Origin of the sequence: Cellulosimicrobium sp. E-16 (genome assembly GCF_049913115.1) — a bacterium.
In the GTDB taxonomy this organism is placed as follows: Bacteria; Actinomycetota; Actinomycetes; order Actinomycetales; family Cellulomonadaceae; genus Cellulosimicrobium.
This window is the reverse complement of sequence record NZ_CP183974.1, coordinates 875,529-898,698: the sequence shown is the minus strand read 5'-3', so window position 1 is coordinate 898,698 and position 23,170 is coordinate 875,529. Positions and strand designations below refer to the sequence as shown.

The following is a 23,170-nucleotide window of genomic DNA, read 5'->3' as shown; positions in this document are numbered from 1 at the left end:
GTCCACCTTATCCGCGGCGTCGGACACAGGTGCGGCCGCGGGCTAGCCTCGGGGCATGCCCGACCCCGTTGCCGCGTCCCGCCCCCTGCCCACCCCCGGCGTCGCGTTCGCCGGACGCACGTTCGACGCCGTGCTGTTCGACATGGACGGCACGCTCATCGACTCGGTCCCGGCGGTCGACCGGAACTGGCGGCGCTGGGCCGCGGAGCACGGCCTGCCGGACCCCGAGGAGTTCCAGATCCAGCACGGCACCCCGGCGCGCACGCTCATCGCCGAGCTCCTGCCGGAGGACCGGGTCGAGTCGGCGTACGAGCGCATCCACGCGCTCGAGCTCGAGGACAACGAGGGCGTGACCATCCTGCCCGGGACGCGCGACGCGCTGTCCGTCCTCCCGCCCGCGCGGCAGGCGATCGTCACGTCCTGCACGCGTCCGCTCGCCGCGGCACGCATGACGGCGTCAGGTCTCGCCGCGCCGTCGGTCGTGGTGACGGCCGACGACGTCGCCCGGGGCAAGCCCGACCCGGACCCGTTCCTGCTCGGGGCGGAGCGGCTGGGCGTGGACCCGGCACGGTGCCTCGTCGTCGAGGACGCTCCGGCGGGTATCGCCGCGGCGCGTGCGGCGGGCTGCGCGACGCTCGCCGTGACCGGCACCCACTCGGCCGCCGAGCTCGCGGAGGCCTCCCCCGCGCCCGACGCCCTGGCGACCGGGCTCGCGGCGGTCCGCTTCGTCGTCGGGCCCGACGGCGTCCGCGTCACCGACGCCTGACCACCCCGCCGACCACGGGGTCGCCTCCCGTCCTCGTCACCTGACGGGCCAGAACCGCATGCTCGGCAGGCAGCAGACGCGTGGTCGTCAGTAGACGCCCGCGCGCAGCGCGGCGGCGACGACCTTGGACGCCGCGGCGTGCACCTCGGCGAGCTCGTCGAGGCCGAGCCCCGTGGCCGCGACGATCGACGGCGGGATGCGCTCCGCGTCGCGGCGGCGCGCGCGACCCTCGGCGGTGAGGGTCACGCGGACCTGGCGACCGTCGTCGGGCGAGCGTGATCGGCGCACGTACCCGAGCGCCTCGAGCCGCTTGAGGAGCGGCGAGAGCGTCCCGGCGTCGAGGTGCAGGCGCGCGGCGAGGTCGCCGACGGTCGACGTCGTGCCCGCCGCGTCGTCCTGCCAGAGCGCGAGGAGCACGAGGTACTGCGGGTGCGTGATGCCGAGCGGCTCGAGCAGGGGGCGGTACAGCGCGACCATCCCGCGCGCCCCCGCCGAGAGGGCGAAGCAGACCTGCGCCTCGAGCGCGAGGGGGTCGGCGAACAGCGTGCCCGCGCCGCCCCGCGCGACCGTCCCGTCGACCTCGTCACCTGCCATGGCGCCATGGTACCGAGGATCGCGCTATTCTTGGTACACCAATGATTGGTGCACCAATTATCTGACGAGACCCTGCAGCGGAGGACACCGTGGCGCGGAAGAACGACAGGCGCACGCTCGGCATGCGCATCACCGAGGGCTTCCTCCCGATCTTCGGCCCCGCCCAGGTCGGGCGCCAGGACGCCGACGGCCGCGGCGTCTCCGACGCGGAACGCGAGCGCGACCAGGAGCTGAAGACCCGCTTCGAGCGCGTGACGGGCCCCGACGGCCGCAGCTACGTCGTCGAGCACACCGACTGACCCGCCCGCGAGGTCGACCCGAGCGCCGCCAGATCGACCCTCCGTGGGCCGATCTCGAACGCTCGGGTCGATCTCGCGGCGGACGGGCTCACTCCCCCGGGTACACGACCCCGATCTGGCGGCGCACCTCGTCGAGCGTCCGCATGACCTCGAGCGTCGAGTCCCACGACATGCGCGGGCTCTGCGTCTCGCCCGCGGCGACACGGCGCGCGACCTCGGCCGCCTGGTACTGCTTGCCCTCGCCCGTGAAGCCGTCGTAGTACCAGGACGCGCCGTCGTGCCGGATCACGCGGAACGACGTCGGCGCGTAGAAGTTCCCCTCGACCTCGATGCGCCCCGCGGTGCCCGAGATCACGGCGGCCGTCGCGGTGCGCGACCACAGCGTCGTCGAGAGCGTCGCCTGAGTGTCGCCGTAGCCCAGCACGACGCTCACCTGGCCGTCCACGCCCGTCTCCGTGAGCGAGCCCACCGCGGTGACCGACGACGGCACGCCCAGCAGGTCGTGCGCGAACGACACCGGGTACACGCCCAGGTCGAGCAGCGCGCCGCCCGCGAGCTCGGGCGCGTAGAGGCGGTGCGCCGGGTCGAACGCGAACCACTGCCCGTGGTCGGCGCTGAGGTTGACGACGTCGCCGATCTCCCCGCGCGCGATCACCCCGCGCAGCGCGGCGACGTGCGGCAGGAACCGCGTCCACATGGCCTCCATGACGAAGACGCCGGCCTCCCGCGCGGCGTCGAGCACCTCGACCGCCTCGGCCTCGTTGCGCGTGAACGCCTTCTCGACGAGCACGTGCTTGCCCGCGCGGATCGCGAGCAGCGCGTGCTCGTGGTGGTGCGAGTGCGGCGTCGCGACGTAGACGACGTCGACCTGCGGGTCCTCGACGAGCTCCTGGTAGCCGTGGTGCGTCGTCGGGACGCCGTGCGCGGTCGCGAAGCGCTCGGCGCGCACGCGGTCGCGGGACCCGACCGACGCGACGCGGCCCTGGGTGTGCAGGCGCACGGCGTCCGCGAACGACGACGCGATGCCGCCCGCGCCGAGGATCCCCCACCGGATCGGGGGTGCGCTGCGCGGGTCGGGGACCGTGCCGGTGACGTCGGCGGACAGGTCGGGGACGGGGTGGACGGCGGACCGGGCGGACTGCTCGGCGGGCGTCGGGGCGACGGTGCTCATGGGTCCACGCTATCCCGGTGGAATCGCTCCCACGGGCTTGCGTCCACCGATCGTCGCGCCGCGTGGCGCCCCACGACACCGCATCTCCCCCGCGCGGGTGGTGCGGCGTGCGGCACGCCGCGCCACGATGGGGACCATGACGTCCCCCGCGCCCCGGACCGACGCGCCGACCGACACCCCGGACACGCCCGAGGCGCGCGCGAGCGCCCGCGAGCTCGTCAAGGTCTACGGGTCCGGCACGACGGCGGTGCGCGCCCTCGACGGCGTCGACGTCGACTTCGCGCGCGGGCGGCTCACCGCGATCATGGGTCCGTCCGGCTCCGGGAAGTCGACGCTCATGCACTGCCTGGCGGGACTGGACTCGCCGACGTCCGGCAGCGTCGTGATCGACGGCCAGGAGATCAGCCGCCTCTCGCAGCGCCGGCTCACGGCCCTGCGCCGCACGCGCGTCGGGTTCGTCTTCCAGGCCTACAACCTCGTGCCGACGCTCACCGCGGCGGAGAACATCACGCTGCCGCTCGACATCGCGCGGTCACCCGTGGACCGGGCGTGGTTCGACGAGGTCGTCGACTCCGTCGGGCTGCGCGACCGCCTGCACCACCGACCGTCCGAGCTCTCCGGCGGGCAGCAGCAGCGCGTCGCGTGCGCGCGAGCGCTCGTCTCGCGCCCGTCGATCGTGTTCGCCGACGAGCCGACCGGAAACCTCGACTCGCGCTCGGCCGGCGAGGTGCTCGCGTTCCTGCGCCGTTCCGTCGACGAGCTCGACCAGACCGTCGTCATGGTCACGCACGACCCGCGCGCGGCGTCGTTCGCGCACCGCGTGGTGTTCCTCGCCGACGGCCGCCTCGTGGGCGAGCTCCACGACCCGTCGCAGCAGGACATCCTCGACGCGCTCGCGCTCGCGGCGGACGACGACGGCCCACCGGCCGGCTCGGCCGCGGGACCCGGCACACCGGCGGGGCCGGCGGCGCCCGTCGGGCGGCACGCCGCCCCGGTCGACCCGGCATGATCCGCGTCGCGCTGCGGGGCGTGCGCGCGCACGTCGTGCGGTTCGTGCTCTCGGTGCTCGCCGTGACGCTCGGCGTCGCGTTCGTCGTGGGCACGTTCGCGTTCCGCGGCATGCTCTCCTCCACGTTCGACGACATCATCGCGACGACGCTCACCGCCGACGTCTACGTGCGCGGGTCGCAGGAGGTCACCGGGGACGCGGCCGGTCCGGGTGGCGGGGGCGGCGGGGGCGGTAACGGGTTCGCGGGCGACCGCACGCTCGTCCCGGCCGACCTCGCCGCGGACGTCGAGGCGGTCGACGGCGTCGCGCGCGCCGTGCCGGACGTGTCCGGGCCCGTGGTCCTCGTCGCGGCCGACGGGACCGCCGTCGTGACGACCGGCCCGCCCAGCACCGCGTTCTCGATCGACCCCGAGGACCCGAGCCTCACGCTGCTCGACGGCGCCTGGCCGGCCGCGGGCGAGATCGTGCTCGAGCAGAGCGCGGCGGAGACGGCCGGGCTGACGACGGGCGACGAGACGACGGTCGTGCTGGGCGGCGAGCCGACGCCCGTGACCGTGTCCGGGGTCTTCGGGATCGAGGCCGCCGCGGCGGGCGCGGTGCTCGTCGGGATCGACAGCGAGACCGCCCGCGAGGCGTACGCGCCCGACGGCATGGTGCCGCAGCTCTCGGTCTGGTCGTCGCAGACGTCGGGCGACGTCGACGAGGACGCGCTCGCGGAGCGCGTCGGGGACGTGCTGCCCGACGGCGCGGAGGCCGTGACGGGTGAGCAGGCGCGCGCCGAGGCGAGCGAGGCCGTCGAGGAGGTGCTCGGTTTCGTCGAGACGTTCCTCCTCGTCTTCGCCGCGATCGCGCTGTTCGTCGGGGCCTTCATCATCGCGAACACGTTCGCGATGTCGGTGCGCGAGCGCCTGCGCGAGCTCGCGCTCCTGCGCGCGCTCGGCGCGTCGCCGGGCCAGGTGTTCACGTCGGTCCTGGTGCAGGCGCTCGTCGTCGGGCTCGTGGGCGGCGGGCTCGGCGTGCTCGCCGGCGCCGGGCTGGTGCGCGTGATCCGCTGGGGCCTCGCGCTCGCCGGGATGGAGTTCTCGGGCCGCGTCCCGCTCGGCGCGCCGCAGGTCGTCGCCGCGGTCGGGCTGGGGGCGGTCGTCAGCGTGCTCGCGGCCGTCCTGCCCGCGCGACGCGCCGCCGCGATCCCGCCGGTCCAGGCGATGCGCGACGACGTCGCCCCGGACCGCGGGACCGGCGTCCGGGCCGTGGGCGGGATCGTGCTCGTCGCCCTGGGCGCCGGGGTCCTGTGGCTCGCGGCGTTCCTCGGGTCGTCGGTCGCCGACGCCCCGACCGGCTGGGCGTGGGTCGACGACCTGAGCCCGCGCCTGCTGCTCGGCGTCGGCGCGGGGCTCGTGCTCGTCGGCGTGCTCGTCGGGTCCCCGGCCGTCGCGCGCGGCGTGCTCACCGTGCTCGCGTGGCCGCTCGTCGTGGCGCTGCGCCCACTCGGGCGCCTCGCGCGCGGCAACGTGACGCGCAACCCGCGCCGCACGGCGAGCACCGCCGGCGCCCTGCTCATCGGCATGGCGCTCGTGTCCGTCACGGGCGTCATCGCCGCCTCGACCCAGGCGTCCGTGCGCAGCATCGTCGAGAACGAGGTGCGGGCCGACCTCGTCGTCGACTCCGCGACGCTCGTCGTCCCCGAGGGCGCCGTCGAGGCGGTGACCGCGACCCCGGGCGCCGCCGTCGTCGACACCGTGCGGCTCGGGCTGGCGCCCGTCGCGACCGTCAGCGCCTCCGGTGGCGGGTCGTCCGGGTCTGACGACGGGTCGGGCGGCGGCGAGGCCCGCGGGACGGACGTCGCCGGCCTGCCCGCAGGCTTCTTCGACACCGCCCTCGACCCCCTGGCGCTCGCGGGCGACCCGACGGCGACGCTCGAGGCGGGGGATGTCGTGGTGCACCGACGCACCGCGCGCGAGCGCGGCTGGGAGGTCGGCGACACGCTCCGCCTCGGCGAGGGCGCCGCCGCGGTCGAGGCGCGTGTCGGCGCGGTGATCGACAGCCAGCTCGTCGGCACCGGGATCCTCGTGCGCGACGACGTGTTCGACGCCGTCGTGCCCGCCGCGCAGGCGAGCGTCCGGATCGTCTACGTGTCGGCGGCGGAGGGGGCGACGCCGGCGGAGGTCGAGGAGCTGCGCGCGGCGCTGACGACCGCCGTCGAGCCGTTCCTCGTCGTCACCGTGCTCGACCGGGAGGACACGGCGTCCGCGTTCGCCGACCAGGTGAACCAGGTGCTCGTCATCCTCTACGCGCTGCTCGCCCTGTCGATCGTCATCGCGCTGCTCGGCATCGTCAACACGCTCGCCCTGTCGATCATCGAGCGCACGCGCGAGATCGGGCTGCTGCGCGCCGTCGGGCTCGGGCGGCTCCAGCTCGCCGGCGTCATCGCGATCGAGTCGGTGCTCACGGCGGTCTACGGCACCGTGCTGGGCGTCGCGACGGGCATCGGGATCGGCGCGGCCCTGCCCGGCGTGCTCGCGGACGAGGGCCTGAGCACGCTCGCCGTCCCGTGGGGCCAGGTGCTCGCGATCCTCGGCGTCGCCGTGGTGATCGGCCTCGTCGCGAGCGTCTGGCCCGCGATCCGCGCCGCCCGCCTCCCGGTCCTCGACGCCGTCACGGTCGACTGACCCGGTTCTCCGCTGAGTGCATGAAATAGTCGCGCTCCGGGTACCCGAACGCGACTATTTCATGCACTCACGGGGCCGGGGGAGGGGGCCGGGGTGCGGTAGCGGCGGAGCGGGGCGTTGCGCCACGCGACGAGCCCGACGACGGCGCTGGCCGCCAGGCCGCCCACCGCCAGCGCGACCGGGGCGGACGTGAGCGACGCCAGCACGCCGCCGCGGAAGTTGCCGACCTCCGGGCCCGCGACACCGACGACGTGCTCGACCGACGACACGCGCCCGCGGAACTCGTCCGGTGTCTCCAGCTGGACGAGCGCACCACGGGTCACGACGCTCACCGTGTCGGCAGCGCCCGCCACCGCGAGGCACGCGAGCGCGAGCCACAGCGGCCCGGCGAGCCCGAACCCCGCCAGCGCGACGCCCCACGTCGCTGCCGCGGCGAGCTGGAGCGCGCCTGCCCGCGGCGCGCGGGTCACCGCACCCGAGAGCAGGCCCGCCCCGATGCCACCCACGGCGACGGCGGACAGGAACAGACCGAGCGTGCGCGGGTCGCCGTCGAACCGGAGCTCGTTGACGAGCGGGAAGAGCGAGATCGGCATCGCGAGCACGGTCGCCGCGACGTCGGTCGCGAACGAGCCGCGCAGCGTCGGCTTGCGCCACACGATCCACCACCCGCCCGCGGCGGCACGACGGCGCGGCGCAGGCGCGGCGGTCGGCACGCCCGTCGCCGGGGCCGCGCTCGCTGCCTCCGCCCCCAGCGCACGGTCGCCGTCGGGTGCCCCGACCGGCACGGCGGCTTCCACGGCGTCGGACGACGCCGAAGGCGTCGCCGGAACGCCACCCGGCGGGAGCGGCGGGAGGCGCACAAGCCCGAGCAGCGCGACGACCGCTGCCACGGCCTGCAGCCCGTACGCCGCCGGGAGGTCCCAGCGTGCGAGCACCAGGCCGGCGAGAGCGGGGCCCACGAGCATCGCGACCTGGAACGCGAGGTTCTGGAGCGCGAGGCCCGCGGCGACCTGGTCGGGCGGGAGCAGGCGCGGCGGCACCGTGCGCCGGGCCGGGGAGCCCAGCGCGTTGCACGCGGCGCCGAGGCTCACGAGCCCGAGGAGCACCCACACGGACCGGTTCCCCGCGAGCGCCTGCGCGGCCAGCCCGACCGCGGCGAGCACCTGCCCGGCCGCGGCGAGCCGCATGATCGTGCGCCGGTCGTGCACGTCGGCGAGATGACCGCCGACGAGCCCGAGCGTCAGGAGCGGGACGGCCGTGGCGAGGCCGATCGTTCCCGTCCACAGCGGGCTGTGCGTGAGCTCCCAGACCTGGAGCAGCACGGCGACGGTGGCGACCTGGAACCCCAGCCCGCCGACGGCGGACCCGGCCCAGAGGTCGCGGTACGCGCGGCTGGATCGCAGGGGGCGGACGTCGAGGACGTGGTGGCGCACCTCAGCGGTCCTCAGGCGGAGCCGCGTCGGGGTCGGGCTCGGTGGGCCCGGCGGGCAGCGGGTATCCCGCCGCGTCGAGTCGCTCCACGAGGCGGTCGCGCAGCGAGCGGCGCGCGAGGACGCGCTCGAGCTCGACCACGACGGCGCTCAACGCGTGCGGCAGCTCGTCGTCGATCTCGGCGACGGACTCCTCGGTCGCGCGCCACTCCGCCTCCAGGAGCGGGACGAGCCCGCGAGCCTTCTCGGTGAGCGCGACCCGCCGCGTCCGGGCGTCCGGGCCGGGCTCGGTCTCGACCAGTCCCTCGCGCCGCATCGCCGTGACGGTCTGGCTCATCGCCGAGTGCGTCCGCCCGAGCGACTCCGCGAGCTCACGGATGGTCAGCGGGCCGGTGTGCGCGAGCCGGATCAGCGGGTAGACGAACCGCGACCGCACGCCCTCGATGCCGCGGTCGGTGTAGACCGTGCCGATCTCGTCGTCGAGCCGCCGCAGCAACGCGTGCAGGGCGTCCCAGCGCCCGGGCACGGTCGTCGGGTCGATTGATGTCATAGCACTGTTATAACAGCACTCATGCATTCCCGCGACGACCTGTCCACGAACCCGGGGCCTGCTGCGCGCGGTGCGCGAGCCCCACGCGCGCACCGTCCTGGTGAACATGGTCGTGACGGGGTGTCGTCACCGTCGCCCTGCTCGCTCGCTGACCCGGCCGGGACCAAGGTCACGCGACCTGGCGCCCCGGTGGTGGTCGCCTGGGTCGCGTGACACGGTGGGGATGGCCGGCGGGCACCGGCCTCGCACGGCTGCGGCGCGCCCGACGGCGACCCACCGACTCCACAGGAGGCCACGATGTCCGAGGTTCCCGTCCGCACCCTCATCAGCCCGCTGCGCTACGTCCAGGCCCGCGGTGCGCTCACGCGGCTCGGCGAGTTCGTCCGGCCGATCGGCACGAAGCCGGTGCTCGTCGCCGACGACGTCGTGTGGGGCATCGTCCAGGACACGGTCGCCGTGTCCTTCCAGGAACAAGACCTCCCCCGCCACCGCACCGGGTTCGGCACGTACGCCACCGCCGCGGAGGTCGACCGGCTCGCGCGCGAGATCGACGAGCTCGGCGCCGACGTGATCGTCGGCATCGGCGGCGGCTCGACCATCGACGCGGTGAAGGCGGCGGGCCACCTGCGCGGCATCCGCTGGGTCTCCGTGCCGACGGTCGCGTCCACCGACGCCCCGTGCTCCGCCCTGTCCGTCATCTACACCGAGGACGGCGCGTTCGAGGAGTACCGGTTCTTCCCGCACAACCCGGACCTCGTGCTCGTCGACACGGGCCTCGTCGCGAACGCTCCCGTGAAGTTCCTCGTCGCCGGCGTCGGCGACGCGCTCGCGACATGGATCGAGGCACGCGCCGTCGCCGAGGCGAACGCGTCGACCATGGCCGGTGGTCTTCCCCTCGTCACGGGCACGGCGCTCGCGCAGCTCTCGTGGGACATCCTGTGGGAGAACGCGCTGCCCGCGATCGACGCCGTCGCGAACCACCTCGTGACGCCCGCCGTCGAGAAGGTCGTCGAGGCGAACACGCTCCTGTCCGGGCTGGGCTTCGAGTCCGGCGGCCTCGCGGCGGCGCACGCCATCCACAACGGCCTCACCGCCGCGCCCCAGACGCACGGGCTCACGCACGGCCAGAAGGTGAACATCGGCTCCGTGACGCAGCTCGTCCTGGAGGGCGCGCCGACCGAGGAGATCGAGGAGTTCGTGCGCTTCACGACGCGCGTCGGTCTGCCGAACACGCTCACCGAGATCGGCCTGACCGCCGACGACGTGCACGACCTCACGCGCGTCGCGGAAGCCGCCACCGCGGAGGGCGAGACGATCCACGCCATGCCGTTCCCCGTGCGCGTGCCCGAGCTCGTCGACGCCCTGCGCTCCATCGAGGGCTTCTCCCGCCGCGTCCGCGCCGAGGCCGGCCTCCCCGAGCCGGTCAAGCACGCCGCGCACTGACGCGCGCCCTCGGGCCGGAGCCCTGCCGTCGCAGCGGGAGCCCGGCCCAGGGCGTCCGACCAGGCGGTCCCGGCCCCTCGACCAGGTGGTGGTGGCGTGTCCGGTCGCCCGGACGAGCCACGACCACCGGTTCGGCGGGAAGGCTGCTACTTCTTGGCGGCGGTCTTCTTCGCGGCGGGCTTGCGCGCCGTCGTGCGCTTCTTGGCCGGCCCCTGGGCGCGCTTCTCGGCGAGCAGCTCGATCGCGCGCTCGGGCGTGATCGACTCGGGCGTGACGTCGCGCGGGAGGGTGCGGTTGGTCTCACCGTCCGTCACGTACGCGCCGAACCGGCCGTCCTTGACGACGATCGGCTTGCCGCTGTTCGGGTCGTCGCCGAGCTCGCGCAGGGGCGGGGTCGCCGCGCGCTGGCCGCGGCCGCGCTTGGGCTGCTTGTAGAGCTCGATCGCCTCGTCGAGGGTGACGGTGAACATCGACTCCTCGTCGGGCAGCGAGCGCGAGTCGGTGCCCTTCTTGAGGTACGGGCCGTAGCGGCCGTTCTGCGCCGTGATCTCCTCGCCGGACTCGGGGTCGGTCCCGACGACGCGCGGCAGCGACAGCAGGCGCAGCGCGTCGTCGATCGTGATCGTGTCGAGCGTCTGCGTCTTGAGCAGCGACGCGGTGCGCGGCTTGGGCTGCGCCGCCTTGGCCTTCTTCTGCGCGGCGGCGGACAGGCTCGTGTCGACGGGCGGGAGGTCGAGCACCTCGGTGACGTACGGGCCGTAGCGGCCCGCCTTGGCGACGATCTCGTTGCCCGACACGGGGTCGGTGCCGAGCACCTTGCCGTCGTCCGCGCCGGCCGCGAGGAGCTCGCGCGCCTTGGCGACGGTCAGCTCGTCGGGGGCGACGTCGTCGGGCACCGACGCGCGCGGCGGGTTCTCGCCCTCCTTGACCGGGACGGACAGGTCTTCCACGTACGGCCCGTAGCGCCCGACCCGCAGCTGGATGCCCTCGCCGATCGGCACCGAGTTGATGCCGCGCGCGTCGATGTCGCCGAGGTTCGCGACGAGGTCGCGCAGGCCCTCGGCGTCCTCCCCCTTCGCGGCGTCGCCGAAGTAGAACTCCGTGAGCCACGCGACGCGGTCGCGGCGCCCGGCCGCGATCTCGTCGAGGTCTGCCTCCATGCGCGCGGTGAAGTCGTAGTCGACGAGGCGGTCGAAGTGCTCCTCGAGCAGCCGCACGACGGCGAACGCGAGCCAGCTCGGCACGAGCGCCTGCCCGCGCGAGAGCACGTACCCGCGGTCCTGGATCGTCGAGATCGTCGAGGCGTACGTCGACGGCCGCCCGATCCCGAGCTCCTCGAGCGCCTTGACGAGGCTCGCCTCGGTGTACCGGGGCGGCGCGGAGGTGGAGTGCCCGTCGGCGGTGAGGTCGTCGGCGCGCAGGGCGTCGCCCTCGCTCATCTGCGGCAGGCGTGCCTCGTCGCCGCCCTTGGCCCCGACGACGGGCGCGTCCTCGGCGTACCGGTCGACGTCCGAGCTCTCCTCGTACGCGGCGAGGAAGCCGCGGAACGTGATGACGGTGCCCGACGCGGCGAACACCGCGTCGCGACCCGCGACGTCGCCCGCGGCGGCCGAGAGGGTCGCGCCGAGGCGCACGGACGCCGTCGATCCCTTGGCGTCGGCCATCTGCGACGCGACCGTGCGCTTCCACACGAGCTCGTAGAGCTTGAACTGGTCGTCGCTCAGCTCGCGCTTGACCTGCGCGGGCGTGCGGAACGAGTCGCCCGCGGGGCGGATGGCCTCGTGCGCCTCCTGGGCGCCCTGGTTCTTCGCGGCGTAGACGCGCGGCTTCTCGGGGACGAACTCGGGGCCGTACAGCTCGGCGGCCTGGCGCCGGGCCGCCGTGGTGGCCTCGGCCGAGAGCGACGGCGAGTCCGTACGCATGTACGTGATGTAGCCGTTCTCGTACAGCGACTGCGCCGTGCGCATGGCCTGGCGCGACGACATGCGGAGCTTGCGGCTCGCCTCCTGCTGGAGGGTCGACGTCGTGAACGGCGCCGCCGGGCGGCGCGTGTACGGCTTGGTGTCCAGCGAGCGGACGGCGAACGCGGCGTCCGCGAGTCCGGCCACGACGGCGCCGGCCGTCGCCTCGTCGAGGTGCGCGACGCCGTCGCGCACCGCCGCGGCCTTGAGCTGCCCCCGGTCGTCGAAGTCGCGGCCCGACGCGACGCGCGCGTCGCCGACCTGCACGAGCCGGGCGCCGAACGCCTTCCCGGCGTCGGCGGCGGACGCGTCCGCGTGCTCGAAAGTTCCCGTGACGTCCCAGTACTCGGCGGCGACGAACGCCATGCGCTCGCGCTCGCGCTCGACCACGAGGCGCGTCGCGACCGACTGCACGCGACCTGCCGAGAGGCCCTGCGCGATCTTGCGCCACAGCACCGGCGAGACCTCGTAGCCGTAGAGACGGTCGAGGATGCGCCGCGTCTCCTGGGCGTCGACGAGGTGCTCGTCGAGGTCGCGCGTGTTCTGGAGCGCCCGCTGGATGGCCTCGCGCGTGATCTCGTGGAAGACCATCCGCTTGACCGGGACCTTGGGCTTGAGCGCCTCGAGGAGGTGCCAGGCGATGGCCTCGCCCTCGCGGTCCTCATCGGTCGCGAGGTAGAGCTCGTCGGCGTCCTTGAGCGCACGCTTGAGCTCGGCGACCTTCTTCTTCTTGTCCGCGTAGACCTCGTAGTAGGGGTCGAACCCGTGGTCGACGTCGACCGCGAACTTCCCGTACGGGCCCTTCTTCATGTCCGCGGGCAGCTCGGACGGCTGCGGCAGGTCGCGGATGTGCCCGACGCTCGCCTCGACCTCGTAGTCGTCGCCGAGGTAGCCCTGGATCTTGCGAGCCTTGGCGGGCGACTCGACGATCACGAGCTTGCGTGGCATCCGATCCTGCTTTCGTCCGTGCGTACGTGTCCGTGGCGGGCGCTCCCCGCCCGACGGCGGCCGGGCACCACCCGGGGCGCGCCCGGTGCGTCGTGGTGCCGCGAGGACGACCCTCCGGTCGTCCGCCGTGGCAGCCTACGACGTTACGCCAATCGCGCCAGCCGCACCCTACCGCCGAACCGGGCGGGCGTCCGGGCGGGCTGTGGACTGGCGGACGAGGAGCAGGACGGCGAACGCCGCGGCGGTCACCGCGAGCACTCCCGCCACCCCGCCGGCGTACGCGGTGACCTCCTGCGCGGCCGTCGTGTCCCACGTCGCGGGCGTCGCCCGCAGCGCGAGCGCCGCCGCCGCACCGGCCGCGCCCGCACCGAGGAGGAGCAGCACGGCCATGACGGTCGAGCCCGGCGACGCTCCGGCGCCCGGGTCGAGCGCGGAACGCGGCGTGAAGGCGCACACGAGCGCGGCCCACGCCAGGACGACGAGCACCGCGGCGACGACGTCGCTCGGCCGGTGCCACTGCCCGACGAGCGTCGAGACCCCGGTCGCGGCCGTGTACGCGCCGCCGAGGACCGCCACGAGCGGACGGGCCGCGCGCGGCACGACGAGCAGCAGTGCCGCGGCGACCGACCCGGCGACGGTGGTGTGGCCGCTGGGCAGCGAGTTCTCCCAGTGCCAGCCGCCGATGAGCTCCTCGCGGCCGAGGAGCGAGTGCTTGACGAGCTGCGTCGTGACGTTCGCCCCCACGACGAGGAACGCCACCTGCACGGCGAGGCCCCAGCGGCGGCGCAGGAGCGCGATGCCCATGGCGGCGCCGAGCCCGCCGACGACGAACGCGACCGAGACCGTGTCCAGGACCGGCTCGGCCACCGCCCAGAGCTCGCCCTGGCCGGTGACGGCGCCGTCGAACGCGGCACGCTCCAGCATCTGCCCGGCGAAGGTGTCGACGAAGAACCGCCACACGAGCCACGCGCCGGCGACGGCGAGCACTGCGACGACGGCGGCGACGACCCGCGACACGGTGCTCGGACCGTCCGCCTCGACGGTCGGGAGGGGGCGGGGAGCCGGCTGCGGCGCCGGCGGGTACGTCGCCCCGGGCGGGTACGGGCCGGCCGGCGGGTACGGGGCCGGAGGGGGCGGGGCGACCGGCGGGTACGGGGCGCCGGAGGGCGTGGGCGGCAGCACCGGCGGCGTCGCCGGGAGCGGTCGCGTACCCGACCCGCCGCTGGTCGGCAGCGGCCGGGTCGGGGCGTGGTCGGCAGGCATCCCTCCACGGTAGAGGACGCGTGTGTGCGTTCGGGGAAGACGGCGGGAAGAGCCTCCGTGCGCTACTCCCCCGCGCTGGGCACGAGCCGCGTGAGGATGAGCGACGCGGCCGGGCTCGTCGGCTGCGGCGACGCGTACGGGTCGGCGTCCGACGGGAAGCCGGTGTACGCGACGGTCGAGTACTGGGCGGCCGTCGGCCGGCCGAGGAGCGGGATCGCCGGGACCTGCTCCACGTAGACGTGCTGGATCGTGGCCAGCGCCGCGGCGCGTTCCGCCTCGTCGGTCGAGGACGCGTACGCCTGGAACGCGGCGTCGGCCTCGGCGTCCTGGAACCGGCCGAAGTTGGCGTCGGCACTGGTGCCCAGCGGTCGCAGGTGGGCGCCGTTCATCTGGCTGGAGTACGTGTCCCAGGGCGTCGCGCCGCCGTCGGTCCAGTGCATCGACGCCTGGAAGTCGCCCGTGCCGATCTTGTCGAACCACTCGGCCTCGTCCTGCCCCTCCACGGTCGCGACGATGCCGAGCCGCGCGGCCGCCTCCTTCACGGCCTCGAGCTCCCACATGTAGTCGGTCCACCCGGAGGGGTTCGTGAGCGTGAACGTGACGGGCGTGCCCTCCTCGTCCTGGAGGACACCGTCCACCAGCTCGTAGCCCGCGTCCTCGAGGATCGCGGTGGCACCGGGGACGTCGACCGTGAGGGCCCGGTCGGCGAGCTCGGGAGCGACGAACGGGTCGCCGGCCGGCAGCGGCAGCCCGGTCGCGCTGCGCAGCGGGGGCCAGACGCCGGAGGTGGCGGAGTTCGAGATGCTCTCACGGTCGAGCACGGCGTTCAGCGCGCGCCGCACGGCGACGTCGTCGAACGGCGGCACCTGCGTGTTGAGGAAGAGCGCGTCGATCGCCAGACCGGTCGGGGCGAACTGGTGGAGGTGGTCGGGGTCGGCGGCGAGGTAGACCCTCTCGTAGCCGGGGATGTACGCCCAGCCCCACTGCACCTCGCCGCTCACGTACGCCGCCGTGAGCGAGTCGTTGTCCGGGTACGCGACGTACCGCAGCTCGGGGACGGCGAGGGGCCCGCCCCAGTAGTCGTCGCGGGCCGCGAGGGTGACGCCGTCGGGCGCGAACTCCTCCAGGACGTACGGTCCCGTGCCGACGGGGTCGACGTTCGGGTCTTCGAGGAGCGCCTCGGCGGGACGATCGGCCCACACGTGCTCGGGCACGACGAACGTGTTGATCGCCTTCGTGCGGTTGACGTACTGGCCGCTCCCGAACGTCACGACGACGTCCCGCCCCTCGACGTGGACGTCCTCGTACGGGAGCAGGTCGGGGTTGAGCGCGGGGTCGTCCCTGCGGAGCGTGAACGTGAAGGCGACGTCGTCGGGCGTGAGGGGTTCGCCGTCGGACCAGAGCACGCCCTCGCGCACCGTGACCCGCAGCTCCGTGTAGCCCGCGTCCCAGGACCAGGCGCTCGCCAGCCAGGGGGTCGGGTCCTGGGCGGGGTCGACGAGGTTGACCTGCGCGAGCGGCTCGTAGAGGACGTTCGCGTACCCGAGCTTCTGCGCGGCGGAGGCGCTGTCGAAGGGGTTGTTGTCCTCCTCGTCCACCGAGTTGGGCATCCCGATCGTCAGCACGGTGGGGACCGCCTCGGGCGTCGGCTCCTGGGCCGGGCCCCCGAGGCCGCAGGCCGAGACGACGAGCACGGCGGGGACGGTGAGGGAGGCGACGACGGCCGCGCGACGGACCGTGGCGCGGACGGTACGGCGGGCGGAAGTGCGAGTGGTCACGCGGGGCTCCTCGGCGAGTCCGTGATCTGCGGCGACGCCGGGCGCTCCGTCGCCCTCGACGCCATTCCGGAGGCGATTCAACCACACATTACTGACTCGTAAGTAAGAGAAACTCGGTCACAGTATGGTTACCGTCATGACCGACGCCACCCCCGCGCGGAGCGCCACCGACGCCGCCCCCGCACGGACGCCCCGCCCCCGCCGCACGCGACCGGCGACGCTCGAGCGCCGCGAGGAGATCCTGCGCGCGGCGATGCGCGTGTTCGGGTCCAAGGGCTACCACCAGGGTTCGCTCGCCGAGGTCGCCGAGCAGGTGGGCATCACCCACGCCGGGGTGCTGCACCACTTCGGCTCCAAGGACCGCCTGCTCACCGAGGTCCTGGAGTTCCGGGACCGCGTCGACGTCGAGCACCTCGAGGGACAGCACATCCCGGGCGGGCTCGACCTCTTCCGGCACCTCGTCAAGACCGCCGCGATCAACGCCGAGCGGCCCGGGATCGTCCAGGCCTACACCGTGCTCACGGGCGAGGCCGTCACCGACGGCCACCCGGCCAGCGCCTGGGTCACCGAGCGCTTCACCGGGCTGCGCGCCGACATCGCGGGCGCGCTGCGCGAGGTGATCGAGGAGCGCCGCGCCGCGGGCGACACCGACACGGACTACGAGCTCACCGACGCCGCGCTCGATCTCGCCGCGTCCACGATCATCGGCGCGATGGACGGCCTCCAGATCCAGTGGCTCCTCGACCCCGACGCCGTGGACCTCGCCGAGTCGACCGCGTTCGCGATCGAGGCGATCCTCGCCGCGACCCTCGCCGGGGCCCGGCGACCGCGCCCGCTCGACTGACGCCCCGCCGTCGGGTCGCGCCGCACCACGGTTCTACCTCGACCCACCACGGCTCTCCCTCGGCGGACCAGGGCTCTACCTCGCGGCGGGCTCGGGTTCCGGCGCTGTCGTGACGTCCGTTGCCGACGGCGGCGCCTCGCCCGCCGTGCGACCGTCGCGGTACGCGGCGATCGACAGCGTCCGCAGGCGTGACGACCGGCCCGACGGGTTGTCCACGAACCCGACGGCCGAGATGTATGGCTCGATGACGTGGATCTTCTGCAACGGCGTGACGATGAGCAGCTGGAGCCCCAGGCGGCGGAACAGCTCGAGCGCGAACCGGGTCGACTCGTCCGACCCCCGGCCGAACGCCTCGTCGATGACGACGAACCGGAACGCCGTCGAGCGCACCGCGCCCCAGTCGAGCTTGAACTGGTAGGCGAGCGACGCCGCGAGCACCGTGTACGCGAGCTTCTCCTTCTGGCCACCCGACTTGCCGCCCGAGTCGGAGTAGTGCTCGTGCTCGGAGTCGTCGGCGCGCGAGCGCTCCGACGCGGAGAGCACGAACCAGTTGCGCACGTCCGTGACGCGCCGGCGCCAGGCCTCGTCGAGATCGGTCATGCCCTCGCGCCCGCGGAACCGCTCGACGAGCGCCTTGACGCGCAGGAACCGGTCCTCCGAGTACGACAGCGCGTCGGTGTCGCCCGCGACGGACCCGTCGCCCTCGGCGAGCGCGCGGTCGTCCTCGGCGAGGATCCCGTCCCCGTCCGTGCACGCGCGCAGGTCCTGCTGGAACTCGCGCACCTCGAGGTTCGGGGTGCGCGACATCTCGAGCCGGATGTACCGGCCGGGGTTGTAGTCGATGGCGCGGAGCGAGTCGTTGATCGTGTCGATCCGGTCGCGGATGACGTCGGCCTGCTTGGCGAGCTCCGCCGCGAAGCCCGCGATGTCGCGGATCGCGTTGGTGTTGAGGTACGCCTTGAAGTCGGCCTCGAACCGCGGGAGGTCGTCGCGGACGAGCCGGTCGTGGATCTCGCGGTAGCCGTCGGCCGACCGCACGTCCGCGTCGAGCTCCGCCGTCTCCACCGGGTACGCCGAGCGGAAGGACGCCATCTGCCCCGCGACGCGGGTCCCGAGGTCGGCGCGCTCGCGCTGCGCCTGCTCCGCCTCGGCCGTGAGCCGCGAGCGCACCGCGTTCTCGACGGCGTCGAGGTCCGCCGCGCGCGTCGGGCCGGTCGCGCCGTCCCCGTCGGCGGGGCCGACCGCCGCGAGCTCGCGGTCGAACTCCGCGGCGAGCGCCGCCGTCGTCTCCTCGTCGAGCGTCTCGCCCGCGCCGTCGAGCACCGCCCGCGCCCGCTCGCGCGCGCTGCGCGCCTCGTCGAGCGCGTGCCGGTCGGCGCCGAGCGTCGCGACGACGCGGTCGCGCTCGGCCTCCAGCTCGCCGTGGCGGCGCGCGTTGTCGTCGAGCAGGCCGGCGATCCGGCCGAGCTCGTCGCTCGCCTGCTCGAGGCGCCGCTTCTCCTCCGCGAGCTCCGCGATGCGCGCCGTCTCCGCGCCGCGGTCGAGCTCGTCCCAGTCGCGGTAGACGTCGAGCCGCCCGAGCGCGGCCGAGCGCGCCTGGAGCTCGCCGCGCGCGGCGGCGGCCTCGTCGCGGCGCCGCGCGAGCGTGTCGCGCCGCGCGGTCACCTCGGCCGCCTGCTCCAGCAGCGCGTCGATCTTGGCCTGCGTCGACCACCCGAGCACGTAGCCGCGGCGGTCGTCGACCGCACGCGTGTCGTTCTTCTCGTGGTGGTCGGGCGAGTGCTTCACCTGGCCGGAGCGCGTGATCGCGCGGGGCAGCCGGCGGAAGGCGTCGAGGTCGGGCGCGCACGCGTGGTCGGCGCGCCGCTCCAGCTCGGCCTCGACCCACGCCGTGAGCGACGGCGCGTCGTCGAGGCGGCGCACGTCGAGCAGGTCGGCGAGCAGCGGGACGTCGCCGCGGGGCGCGGGCCGGGCGGCCGGCACACGCTCGGGCACCCGGTGGTACACCAGCCGCAGGCCGAGGTGCTCGCGGTCGACCCACGCGGCGACGGCCTCGTAGTGCGCCGCCGGCACGAGGAGGGAGAGCGCGAAGCCGCGCAGCACGCGCTCGGCCGCGCCCTCCCAGTCGGCGTGCTCGGGTCGTACCGCGAGCAGCTCGCCCACGAACGGGACGTCACCCGGCGAGAGCCCGGCGCCGGCGCACAGCCGGTCACGGACCTCCAGGTGGGTGCGCGGCAGGTTGGAGCGGCGGTCCGCGAGGCTCGCGAGCTCGGCCTTGACGTCGGCGGTCTCCTGCTCGACGGCGCGCAGCTCCGTAGCGACCTCGCTCGCCCGTTCCTCCGCCCGGGCGAGGTCGTCGCGCACGCACCCCGCGGCGTCGTCGGCCGAGCGCCGCAGCGCGGCGAACGCCTCGGCGTCGACGAGCGCGGCCGCCACGGCCGCCGCCCCGCCGCCGGACCCGGGGTTGTCGACACCGCGGCCGCCGAACCCGGGGGCGTCTCCGGGCTCGAGGCCCGGGGGTGCGGCCGCCCCGGATTCGCCGGCCTCGGGTGCATCGAGCGCGAGGCCCGCCGCGGCGGCGTAGCCCGCGAGCCTGGGCGACGCGGCGCTCGCGCGCGGCGCGCTCGACCTCGCGGCGCGCGACCTCGCCCTCGATCGCGGCGAGCCGGTCGCCGCCGTGGCCGGCGCGCTCGAGCTCGAGCCGTCGCCGCTCGGCCGCGAGGAGCCCCAGCTCGTCGCCGACGCGCTGCCGGCGGGACTCGCCGTCCGCCACGCGCTCGTCGAGCGCGCCGATCAGCCCGTCGAGGTCGGCCACGCGGCGCGACGCCGTGAACGCGCGGAGCGCGTCGCGCCGAGCCACGAGCGCTGCGGAGCGCTCCCCCAGCGCGTCGTGCGCGTCGCAGTCCGCGAGCAGCGGCGCGAGGCGCTCGATCTGCGCCGTCGCCCGCACGACGGCGTCGTGCGCGCTCGTCAGGTCGTCGAAGTGCGCGACGAGCCGGTCCGTCCAGCGGTCCGCGTCGAACGGCTCGAGCATGTGCTCGCGCACGAACTCGCCGAGGTCGCCGACCGACTTCATGGACACGGTCTGGTGGAACAGGTCCATCGCCTGCTCCGACGGGATGCCGAGCAGGCGGCGGAAGTCGCGCCCGTACTCGGGGAAGTGGTCGCGCACCTGCGCGCCGGACTCGCGCAGGCGTCGCCGCAGCGCCGCCACGTCGCCGCCGAACCCCGCGAAGTCCTCGGTGATCGTCAGCGGCCGGTCGGCCGTGACGAAGAACCGGTCCGGCTGGCCCGACTGCCCCGGGGCGAGCCAGAACACCTGGGCGAGCGTGACCTCCTGGTCGAACCCGCGGTTGGAGAAGCGGCCCAGCACCACCGAGTACGTGCCGCGCTCGCGCAGCCCGACGTGGCGCGTCGTGCCGGTCGCCTCGTCGCGCTCGGACTTGTAGTGCCCCGCGACGTACGAGCGCAGGGACCGCTCGCGCGCGCCCGCGCCCGCCGCCTTGTTGTAGGAGATGCGGTGCGACGGCACGAGCAGCGTCGTGACGGCGTCGACGATCGTCGACTTGCCCGACCCGATGTCGCCCGTGAGGAGCGCGTTGCGACCGTCGAGGTCGAACGCCCACACGCGCTGGTCGAAGGTGCCCCAGTTGAGCACCTCGAGCCGCTCGAGGCGGAAGCCCGCCCGGGCGTCGAGGTCCGCCGCCGGGTCGTGCAGCTCGACCGCGCTGAACAGGCCCTCCATCACGCCACCGTCCTCGTCGTCGTGCCTGCGCTCGTCGCTGCACTCGTCCCCGTGCCCGTGCCGGTGCCCGCCGTGCCCGACGCCGTCCCGCGCGTTCCGCCGTCGGCGGCCAGCTCCAGGTACTGCGCGAGGCGCGCGTCGAAGTCCGCGAGCCACTGGGCGTCCACGAACGCCTTGAGGATGCGGCGCACCTCGTACCGTCGCGCGTCGCCCGCGGCCGGGTCGCCGTCCTCGACCGCGACGGCCGCGCCGTCCGGCGCCCCGTCCGGTTCGGGACGACCCGCGGGACGTAGGAAGCCCAGCTCCACGACGCGTCGCACCAGACCGTCGACGCGGTCGACGAGCCGCGCCTCGTTGGCGGCGGCGCCCGCGTCCTGTGCGAGGAAGACCCGGAGCAGGTCGACGATCTCCGTGCGCGCGAGCACGAGGCGCGTCTCGCCGCCCTCGGAGTCCGCCTGCGCGAGCCGCTTGCGCAGCAGCGCGAGCAGCAGGCTCACATCGAACGGCAGCTCGCGGCGCGGGATCAGGCGGGGCACGCGCTCGTCGCGCTCGTGCTCGGGCTGCGAGCGCAGGTAGGCGTAGCCGTCGCCCTCGTCGACGACGACCTGCAGGCCCATCATCGCGACGGTGTCGCGCACCTGGGCCTCGCGCGCGAGCAGGTCGCGCCACAGCGCCTCGCCGGACTCGCGGTAGACGACGCCCTTGAGCAGCGACGTCACGACGACGGACAGCTCCGGGTCGCGCGCGGTGCGGGTGGTGCTCACGGGGTCTCCTCCGGGGCGGTGTCGGCGGTGTCGCGGGGGGTCTCGTCGGGTCGGGTCGCGGACGGGCCGTCCGCGACGTGGTCGCGCGCCACCGGGGGCGCCCCGCCGCCCGCCCCCGTGCGCCGCGCGTAGGTGACGCGGGGCAGCCGCGCGACGCGCACCACCGGATCCGGCGCGCCGTCGTCGGCGACCGGCCCGCTCGGGGCCTCGCCCTCCCAGCGCACCTCGTCGGTGCGCTCGTCGTCGTGCACGACGACGAAGCGCGGGTCCTCCAGCGACAGGTACGTCACGAGCTCGGCCAGGCCGTGCTCGAGCGGCGCCGCCTCGAGCAGGTCGGCGAGCGCGACCTCCCCCGGGCCGCCCGGGGCGGTGAGCGTCGCGCGGACCGTGCGCGCGAGGCGCTCGGGGTCCACGTGCACCTGGTCGTAGAGCGCGTCGACCTCGAAGTCGTCGTCGCCGGCCTCGACGTGGTCGGAGTCGAGCCGGGCCGTGGGTCGCGGCGTGAACAGCGGCCGCTCCGTCGGCAGCACGACCTCCGGGGCGACGGCGTCGATCGCCATGCCGGGCGGGCCGCCCGGTCCGCGGCGGACGTCGCGCGCGGCGAGCGCCTTCGCCTCCACCCCGCGCAGGATGTCCATGACGCGGCGGTTCTCCAGCCACACCTGGTCGTCGAGGAAGCGGCGGAGCTGCTCCGAGAGCGTCCGCACGGTCGCCTGCGTGCGCTCGCCGGCGTCGAGCCAGTCGTAGTGGACGCGCCGCAGCCGGCGGTGCTCCTGCTCCCGCGCCGCCGCGTCCGTCGCGACGGCGTCCACGACCGGCCCGGGTGCCCCCGGGGCCGGCCGGACGACGTCGGGCGCGATCGCGTCGAGGGACTGCACGCGCTCGACGAACGCGGCGAACTCCTCCTGGCGGCGACGGTCGAGCAGGAAGTCGTAGAACGCGTGGAACGAGCGGCCCTGGTCGGACTCCGCGATCGCCGTGCGCGACCGCACGACCTCCTCGAGCAGCTCGCCCTTGGCGCCGTCCCAGCCGGTGATGCGCTCGCGCAGCTCGCGGTCGAGCGAGCGGAAGTTCGCCTCGACCTCGCGGAAGTCTGAGAGGAGGTCGGCCGCGGTCTGCGTGAGCTGCTGGTAGCGGTCGCGCTGCGCGGCGGCGTCGAGCACGGCCACGCGCCCGCCGCGCACCTGCGCGATCTCGTCGTCGATGGCGGCGCGCCGCTCCTCGAGCTCGCGCAGGCGCTCCGCCGGGTCGGTCTGCGTCCCGACGGCGAGCTGGCGCAGCAGCTCGAAGACGGTGTTGAGCCGGGACTCCGTGCCCACGAACCCGCGGCCGCGCAGCGACGCGACCCAGCGCACCGCCTGCTCGACGGCGGGCGTCGCGTCGTAGTGCGGCTCGCCGGAGCCCGGCGGGTACCAGGCGCGCAGCCAGCCCTGGTCGGGGTGGGCCCAGTGGTCGACGTACGCCTGCGGGGCGCGCGGGTAGCGCGGCTCCGCTCCGGAGGCCCGCGCGGACCGGCCGTCGACCGCCCACAGGTGGTCGTCGAGCCGCGCGACGAGCTCGCTCTCGGGGATCGCGCGCACGTTGTCCTCGACGAACAGCGTGCCGAGGAACGACAGCACGAGCGGCGCCGTGTCCGCGCGCAGGAGCCGCCACGCCGCGCTCGACCGTCGCAGGGAGTCGACGTCGTCGTGCTGCACGCAGGTCCTCTCGGGCGGGTGGGCTCGGTCCGTCGGTGCCGCGGGAGCACAGGCGCCCCCAGATCTTAGGCGGGGACGCCCCCACCGCCGGGACGACCCACCGAGCGGTGACGCCCGACGCCGGCGCCCGCTCGACGGCGAACGGTGCGCCCGCGCTCGAGAGATGCGTCCGGAGGTGCGTCCGTCGAGCGCGGGTGCCTCGCCTCGGCAGCGGCCTGAGCGAGGGTCCCGGATCCGGG

Annotated in this window: 17 protein-coding genes; 6 read left to right on the top strand and 11 right to left on the bottom strand. The window is 75.0% G+C overall.

What is annotated here, in order from left to right:
• The first annotated feature begins 55 nt into the window (after positions 1 to 55).
• Positions 56 to 766 carry an HAD-IA family hydrolase gene (locus ACN9MS_RS03985; RefSeq protein WP_426310821.1) on the top strand — a complete coding sequence of 237 codons (711 nt, stop codon included), beginning with the start codon at positions 56 to 58 and terminating at the stop codon, positions 764 to 766.
• Between the two features lie 87 nt (positions 767 to 853).
• Here ACN9MS_RS03985 and ACN9MS_RS03980 read toward each other — a convergent pair whose 3' ends face one another.
• On the bottom strand, positions 854 to 1,360 hold the full coding sequence (locus ACN9MS_RS03980; protein WP_426310820.1) for a MarR family winged helix-turn-helix transcriptional regulator: 507 nt from the start codon (positions 1,358 to 1,360) through the stop codon (positions 854 to 856).
• 89 nt (positions 1,361 to 1,449) lie between these two features.
• Between ACN9MS_RS03980 and ACN9MS_RS03975 the strand changes: the two genes are divergently transcribed.
• Entirely contained in the window at positions 1,450 to 1,659 is a 210-nt protein-coding gene (locus tag ACN9MS_RS03975) for a hypothetical protein (protein ID WP_047231422.1), read from the top strand.
• Between the two features lie 88 nt (positions 1,660 to 1,747).
• On the opposite strand, the gene ACN9MS_RS03970 is transcribed toward ACN9MS_RS03975, so the two are convergent.
• Positions 1,748 to 2,830, bottom strand: coding sequence for a Gfo/Idh/MocA family protein (locus tag ACN9MS_RS03970; RefSeq protein WP_426310819.1), 1,083 nt, complete (start codon positions 2,828 to 2,830; stop codon positions 1,748 to 1,750).
• A 136-nt stretch (positions 2,831 to 2,966) separates the two neighbouring features.
• Here ACN9MS_RS03970 and ACN9MS_RS03965 point away from each other — a divergent pair, with 136 nt between their 5' ends.
• Together ACN9MS_RS03965 and ACN9MS_RS03960 are read left to right on the top strand one after the other, a co-directional pair.
• A complete protein-coding gene (locus ACN9MS_RS03965) occupies positions 2,967 to 3,839 on the top strand; it encodes an ABC transporter ATP-binding protein (RefSeq protein WP_426310818.1) in 873 nt (290 codons plus the stop codon).
• Complete coding sequence (locus ACN9MS_RS03960) at positions 3,836 to 6,508, top strand: ABC transporter permease (RefSeq protein WP_426310817.1); 2,673 nt, start codon at positions 3,836 to 3,838, stop codon at positions 6,506 to 6,508. Before ACN9MS_RS03965 ends, ACN9MS_RS03960 begins: the two co-directional genes overlap by 4 nt.
• Positions 6,509 to 6,567: 59 nt before the next feature.
• On the opposite strand, the gene ACN9MS_RS03955 is transcribed toward ACN9MS_RS03960, so the two are convergent.
• Positions 6,568 to 7,941, bottom strand: a complete 1,374-nt coding sequence (locus tag ACN9MS_RS03955) for an MFS transporter (protein ID WP_426310816.1) — start codon at positions 7,939 to 7,941, stop codon at positions 6,568 to 6,570.
• 1 nt (position 7,942) lies between these two features.
• Positions 7,943 to 8,488 (bottom strand): MarR family winged helix-turn-helix transcriptional regulator, encoded by a 546-nt coding sequence (locus ACN9MS_RS03950; RefSeq protein WP_426310815.1) that lies wholly within the window; start codon positions 8,486 to 8,488, stop codon positions 7,943 to 7,945.
• 297 nt (positions 8,489 to 8,785) lie between these two features.
• Between ACN9MS_RS03950 and ACN9MS_RS03945 the strand changes: the two genes are divergently transcribed.
• Positions 8,786 to 9,931 carry a glycerol dehydrogenase gene (locus ACN9MS_RS03945; RefSeq protein ID WP_426310814.1) on the top strand — a complete coding sequence of 382 codons (1,146 nt, stop codon included), beginning with the start codon at positions 8,786 to 8,788 and terminating at the stop codon, positions 9,929 to 9,931.
• 146 nt (positions 9,932 to 10,077) lie between these two features.
• Here ACN9MS_RS03945 and topA read toward each other — a convergent pair whose 3' ends face one another.
• From topA to ACN9MS_RS03930, 3 genes are all read right to left on the bottom strand, one after another.
• Complete coding sequence (topA, locus tag ACN9MS_RS03940) at positions 10,078 to 12,840, bottom strand: type I DNA topoisomerase (RefSeq protein WP_426310813.1); 2,763 nt, start codon at positions 12,838 to 12,840, stop codon at positions 10,078 to 10,080.
• A 168-nt stretch (positions 12,841 to 13,008) separates the two neighbouring features.
• Positions 13,009 to 14,103 carry a phosphatase PAP2 family protein gene (locus ACN9MS_RS03935; protein ID WP_426310812.1) on the bottom strand — a complete coding sequence of 365 codons (1,095 nt, stop codon included), beginning with the start codon at positions 14,101 to 14,103 and terminating at the stop codon, positions 13,009 to 13,011.
• A 62-nt stretch (positions 14,104 to 14,165) separates the two neighbouring features.
• Positions 14,166 to 15,881 (bottom strand): ABC transporter substrate-binding protein, encoded by a 1,716-nt coding sequence (locus ACN9MS_RS03930; RefSeq protein ID WP_426310811.1) that lies wholly within the window; start codon positions 15,879 to 15,881, stop codon positions 14,166 to 14,168.
• Between the two features lie 136 nt (positions 15,882 to 16,017).
• Between ACN9MS_RS03930 and ACN9MS_RS03925 the strand changes: the two genes are divergently transcribed.
• Positions 16,018 to 16,725 carry a TetR/AcrR family transcriptional regulator gene (locus ACN9MS_RS03925; protein ID WP_426310810.1) on the top strand — a complete coding sequence of 236 codons (708 nt, stop codon included), beginning with the start codon at positions 16,018 to 16,020 and terminating at the stop codon, positions 16,723 to 16,725.
• Between the two features lie 75 nt (positions 16,726 to 16,800).
• On the opposite strand, the gene ACN9MS_RS03920 is transcribed toward ACN9MS_RS03925, so the two are convergent.
• The 4 genes from ACN9MS_RS03920 to ACN9MS_RS03905 all read right to left on the bottom strand — a co-directional run bounded on the left by ACN9MS_RS03920 (position 16,801) and on the right by ACN9MS_RS03905 (position 22,931).
• Positions 16,801 to 17,325, bottom strand: a complete 525-nt coding sequence (locus ACN9MS_RS03920; protein WP_426311818.1) for an SbcC/MukB-like Walker B domain-containing protein — start codon at positions 17,323 to 17,325, stop codon at positions 16,801 to 16,803.
• Positions 17,326 to 18,934: 1,609 nt separating this feature from the next.
• Positions 18,935 to 20,470: an ATP-binding protein gene (locus tag ACN9MS_RS03915; RefSeq protein WP_426311817.1), complete on the bottom strand. Its 1,536-nt coding sequence runs from the start codon at positions 20,468 to 20,470 to the stop codon at positions 18,935 to 18,937.
• Positions 20,470 to 21,234 (bottom strand): DUF4194 domain-containing protein, encoded by a 765-nt coding sequence (locus tag ACN9MS_RS03910; RefSeq protein WP_426310809.1) that lies wholly within the window; start codon positions 21,232 to 21,234, stop codon positions 20,470 to 20,472. The genes ACN9MS_RS03915 and ACN9MS_RS03910 overlap by 1 nt, the downstream gene beginning before the upstream one ends.
• A complete protein-coding gene (locus ACN9MS_RS03905) occupies positions 21,231 to 22,931 on the bottom strand; it encodes a DUF3375 domain-containing protein (RefSeq protein WP_426310808.1) in 1,701 nt (566 codons plus the stop codon). The genes ACN9MS_RS03910 and ACN9MS_RS03905 overlap by 4 nt, the downstream gene beginning before the upstream one ends.
• Positions 22,932 to 23,170: the final 239 nt, after the last annotated feature.

What these genes read in the sequence shown, in the direction of transcription:
- ACN9MS_RS03970 (WP_426310819.1), bottom strand. Translation starts at nt 2,830, where the DNA reads ATGAGCACCGTCGCCCCGACGCCCGCCGAGCAGTCCGCCCGGTCCGCC.
- topA (WP_426310813.1), bottom strand. Translation starts at nt 12,840, where the DNA reads ATGCCACGCAAGCTCGTGATCGTCGAGTCGCCCGCCAAGGCTCGCAAG.
- ACN9MS_RS03915 (WP_426311817.1), bottom strand. Translation starts at nt 20,470, where the DNA reads ATGGAGGGCCTGTTCAGCGCGGTCGAGCTGCACGACCCGGCGGCGGAC.
- ACN9MS_RS03935 (WP_426310812.1), bottom strand. Translation starts at nt 14,103, where the DNA reads ATGCCTGCCGACCACGCCCCGACCCGGCCGCTGCCGACCAGCGGCGGG.
- ACN9MS_RS03925 (WP_426310810.1), top strand. Translation starts at nt 16,018, where the DNA reads ATGACCGACGCCACCCCCGCGCGGAGCGCCACCGACGCCGCCCCCGCA.
- ACN9MS_RS03980 (WP_426310820.1), bottom strand. Translation starts at nt 1,360, where the DNA reads ATGGCAGGTGACGAGGTCGACGGGACGGTCGCGCGGGGCGGCGCGGGC.
- ACN9MS_RS03960 (WP_426310817.1), top strand. Translation starts at nt 3,836, where the DNA reads ATGATCCGCGTCGCGCTGCGGGGCGTGCGCGCGCACGTCGTGCGGTTC.
- ACN9MS_RS03945 (WP_426310814.1), top strand. Translation starts at nt 8,786, where the DNA reads ATGTCCGAGGTTCCCGTCCGCACCCTCATCAGCCCGCTGCGCTACGTC.
- ACN9MS_RS03920 (WP_426311818.1), bottom strand. Translation starts at nt 17,325, where the DNA reads ATGACCGATCTCGACGAGGCCTGGCGCCGGCGCGTCACGGACGTGCGC.
- ACN9MS_RS03950 (WP_426310815.1), bottom strand. Translation starts at nt 8,488, where the DNA reads ATGACATCAATCGACCCGACGACCGTGCCCGGGCGCTGGGACGCCCTG.
- ACN9MS_RS03985 (WP_426310821.1), top strand. Translation starts at nt 56, where the DNA reads ATGCCCGACCCCGTTGCCGCGTCCCGCCCCCTGCCCACCCCCGGCGTC.
- ACN9MS_RS03965 (WP_426310818.1), top strand. Translation starts at nt 2,967, where the DNA reads ATGACGTCCCCCGCGCCCCGGACCGACGCGCCGACCGACACCCCGGAC.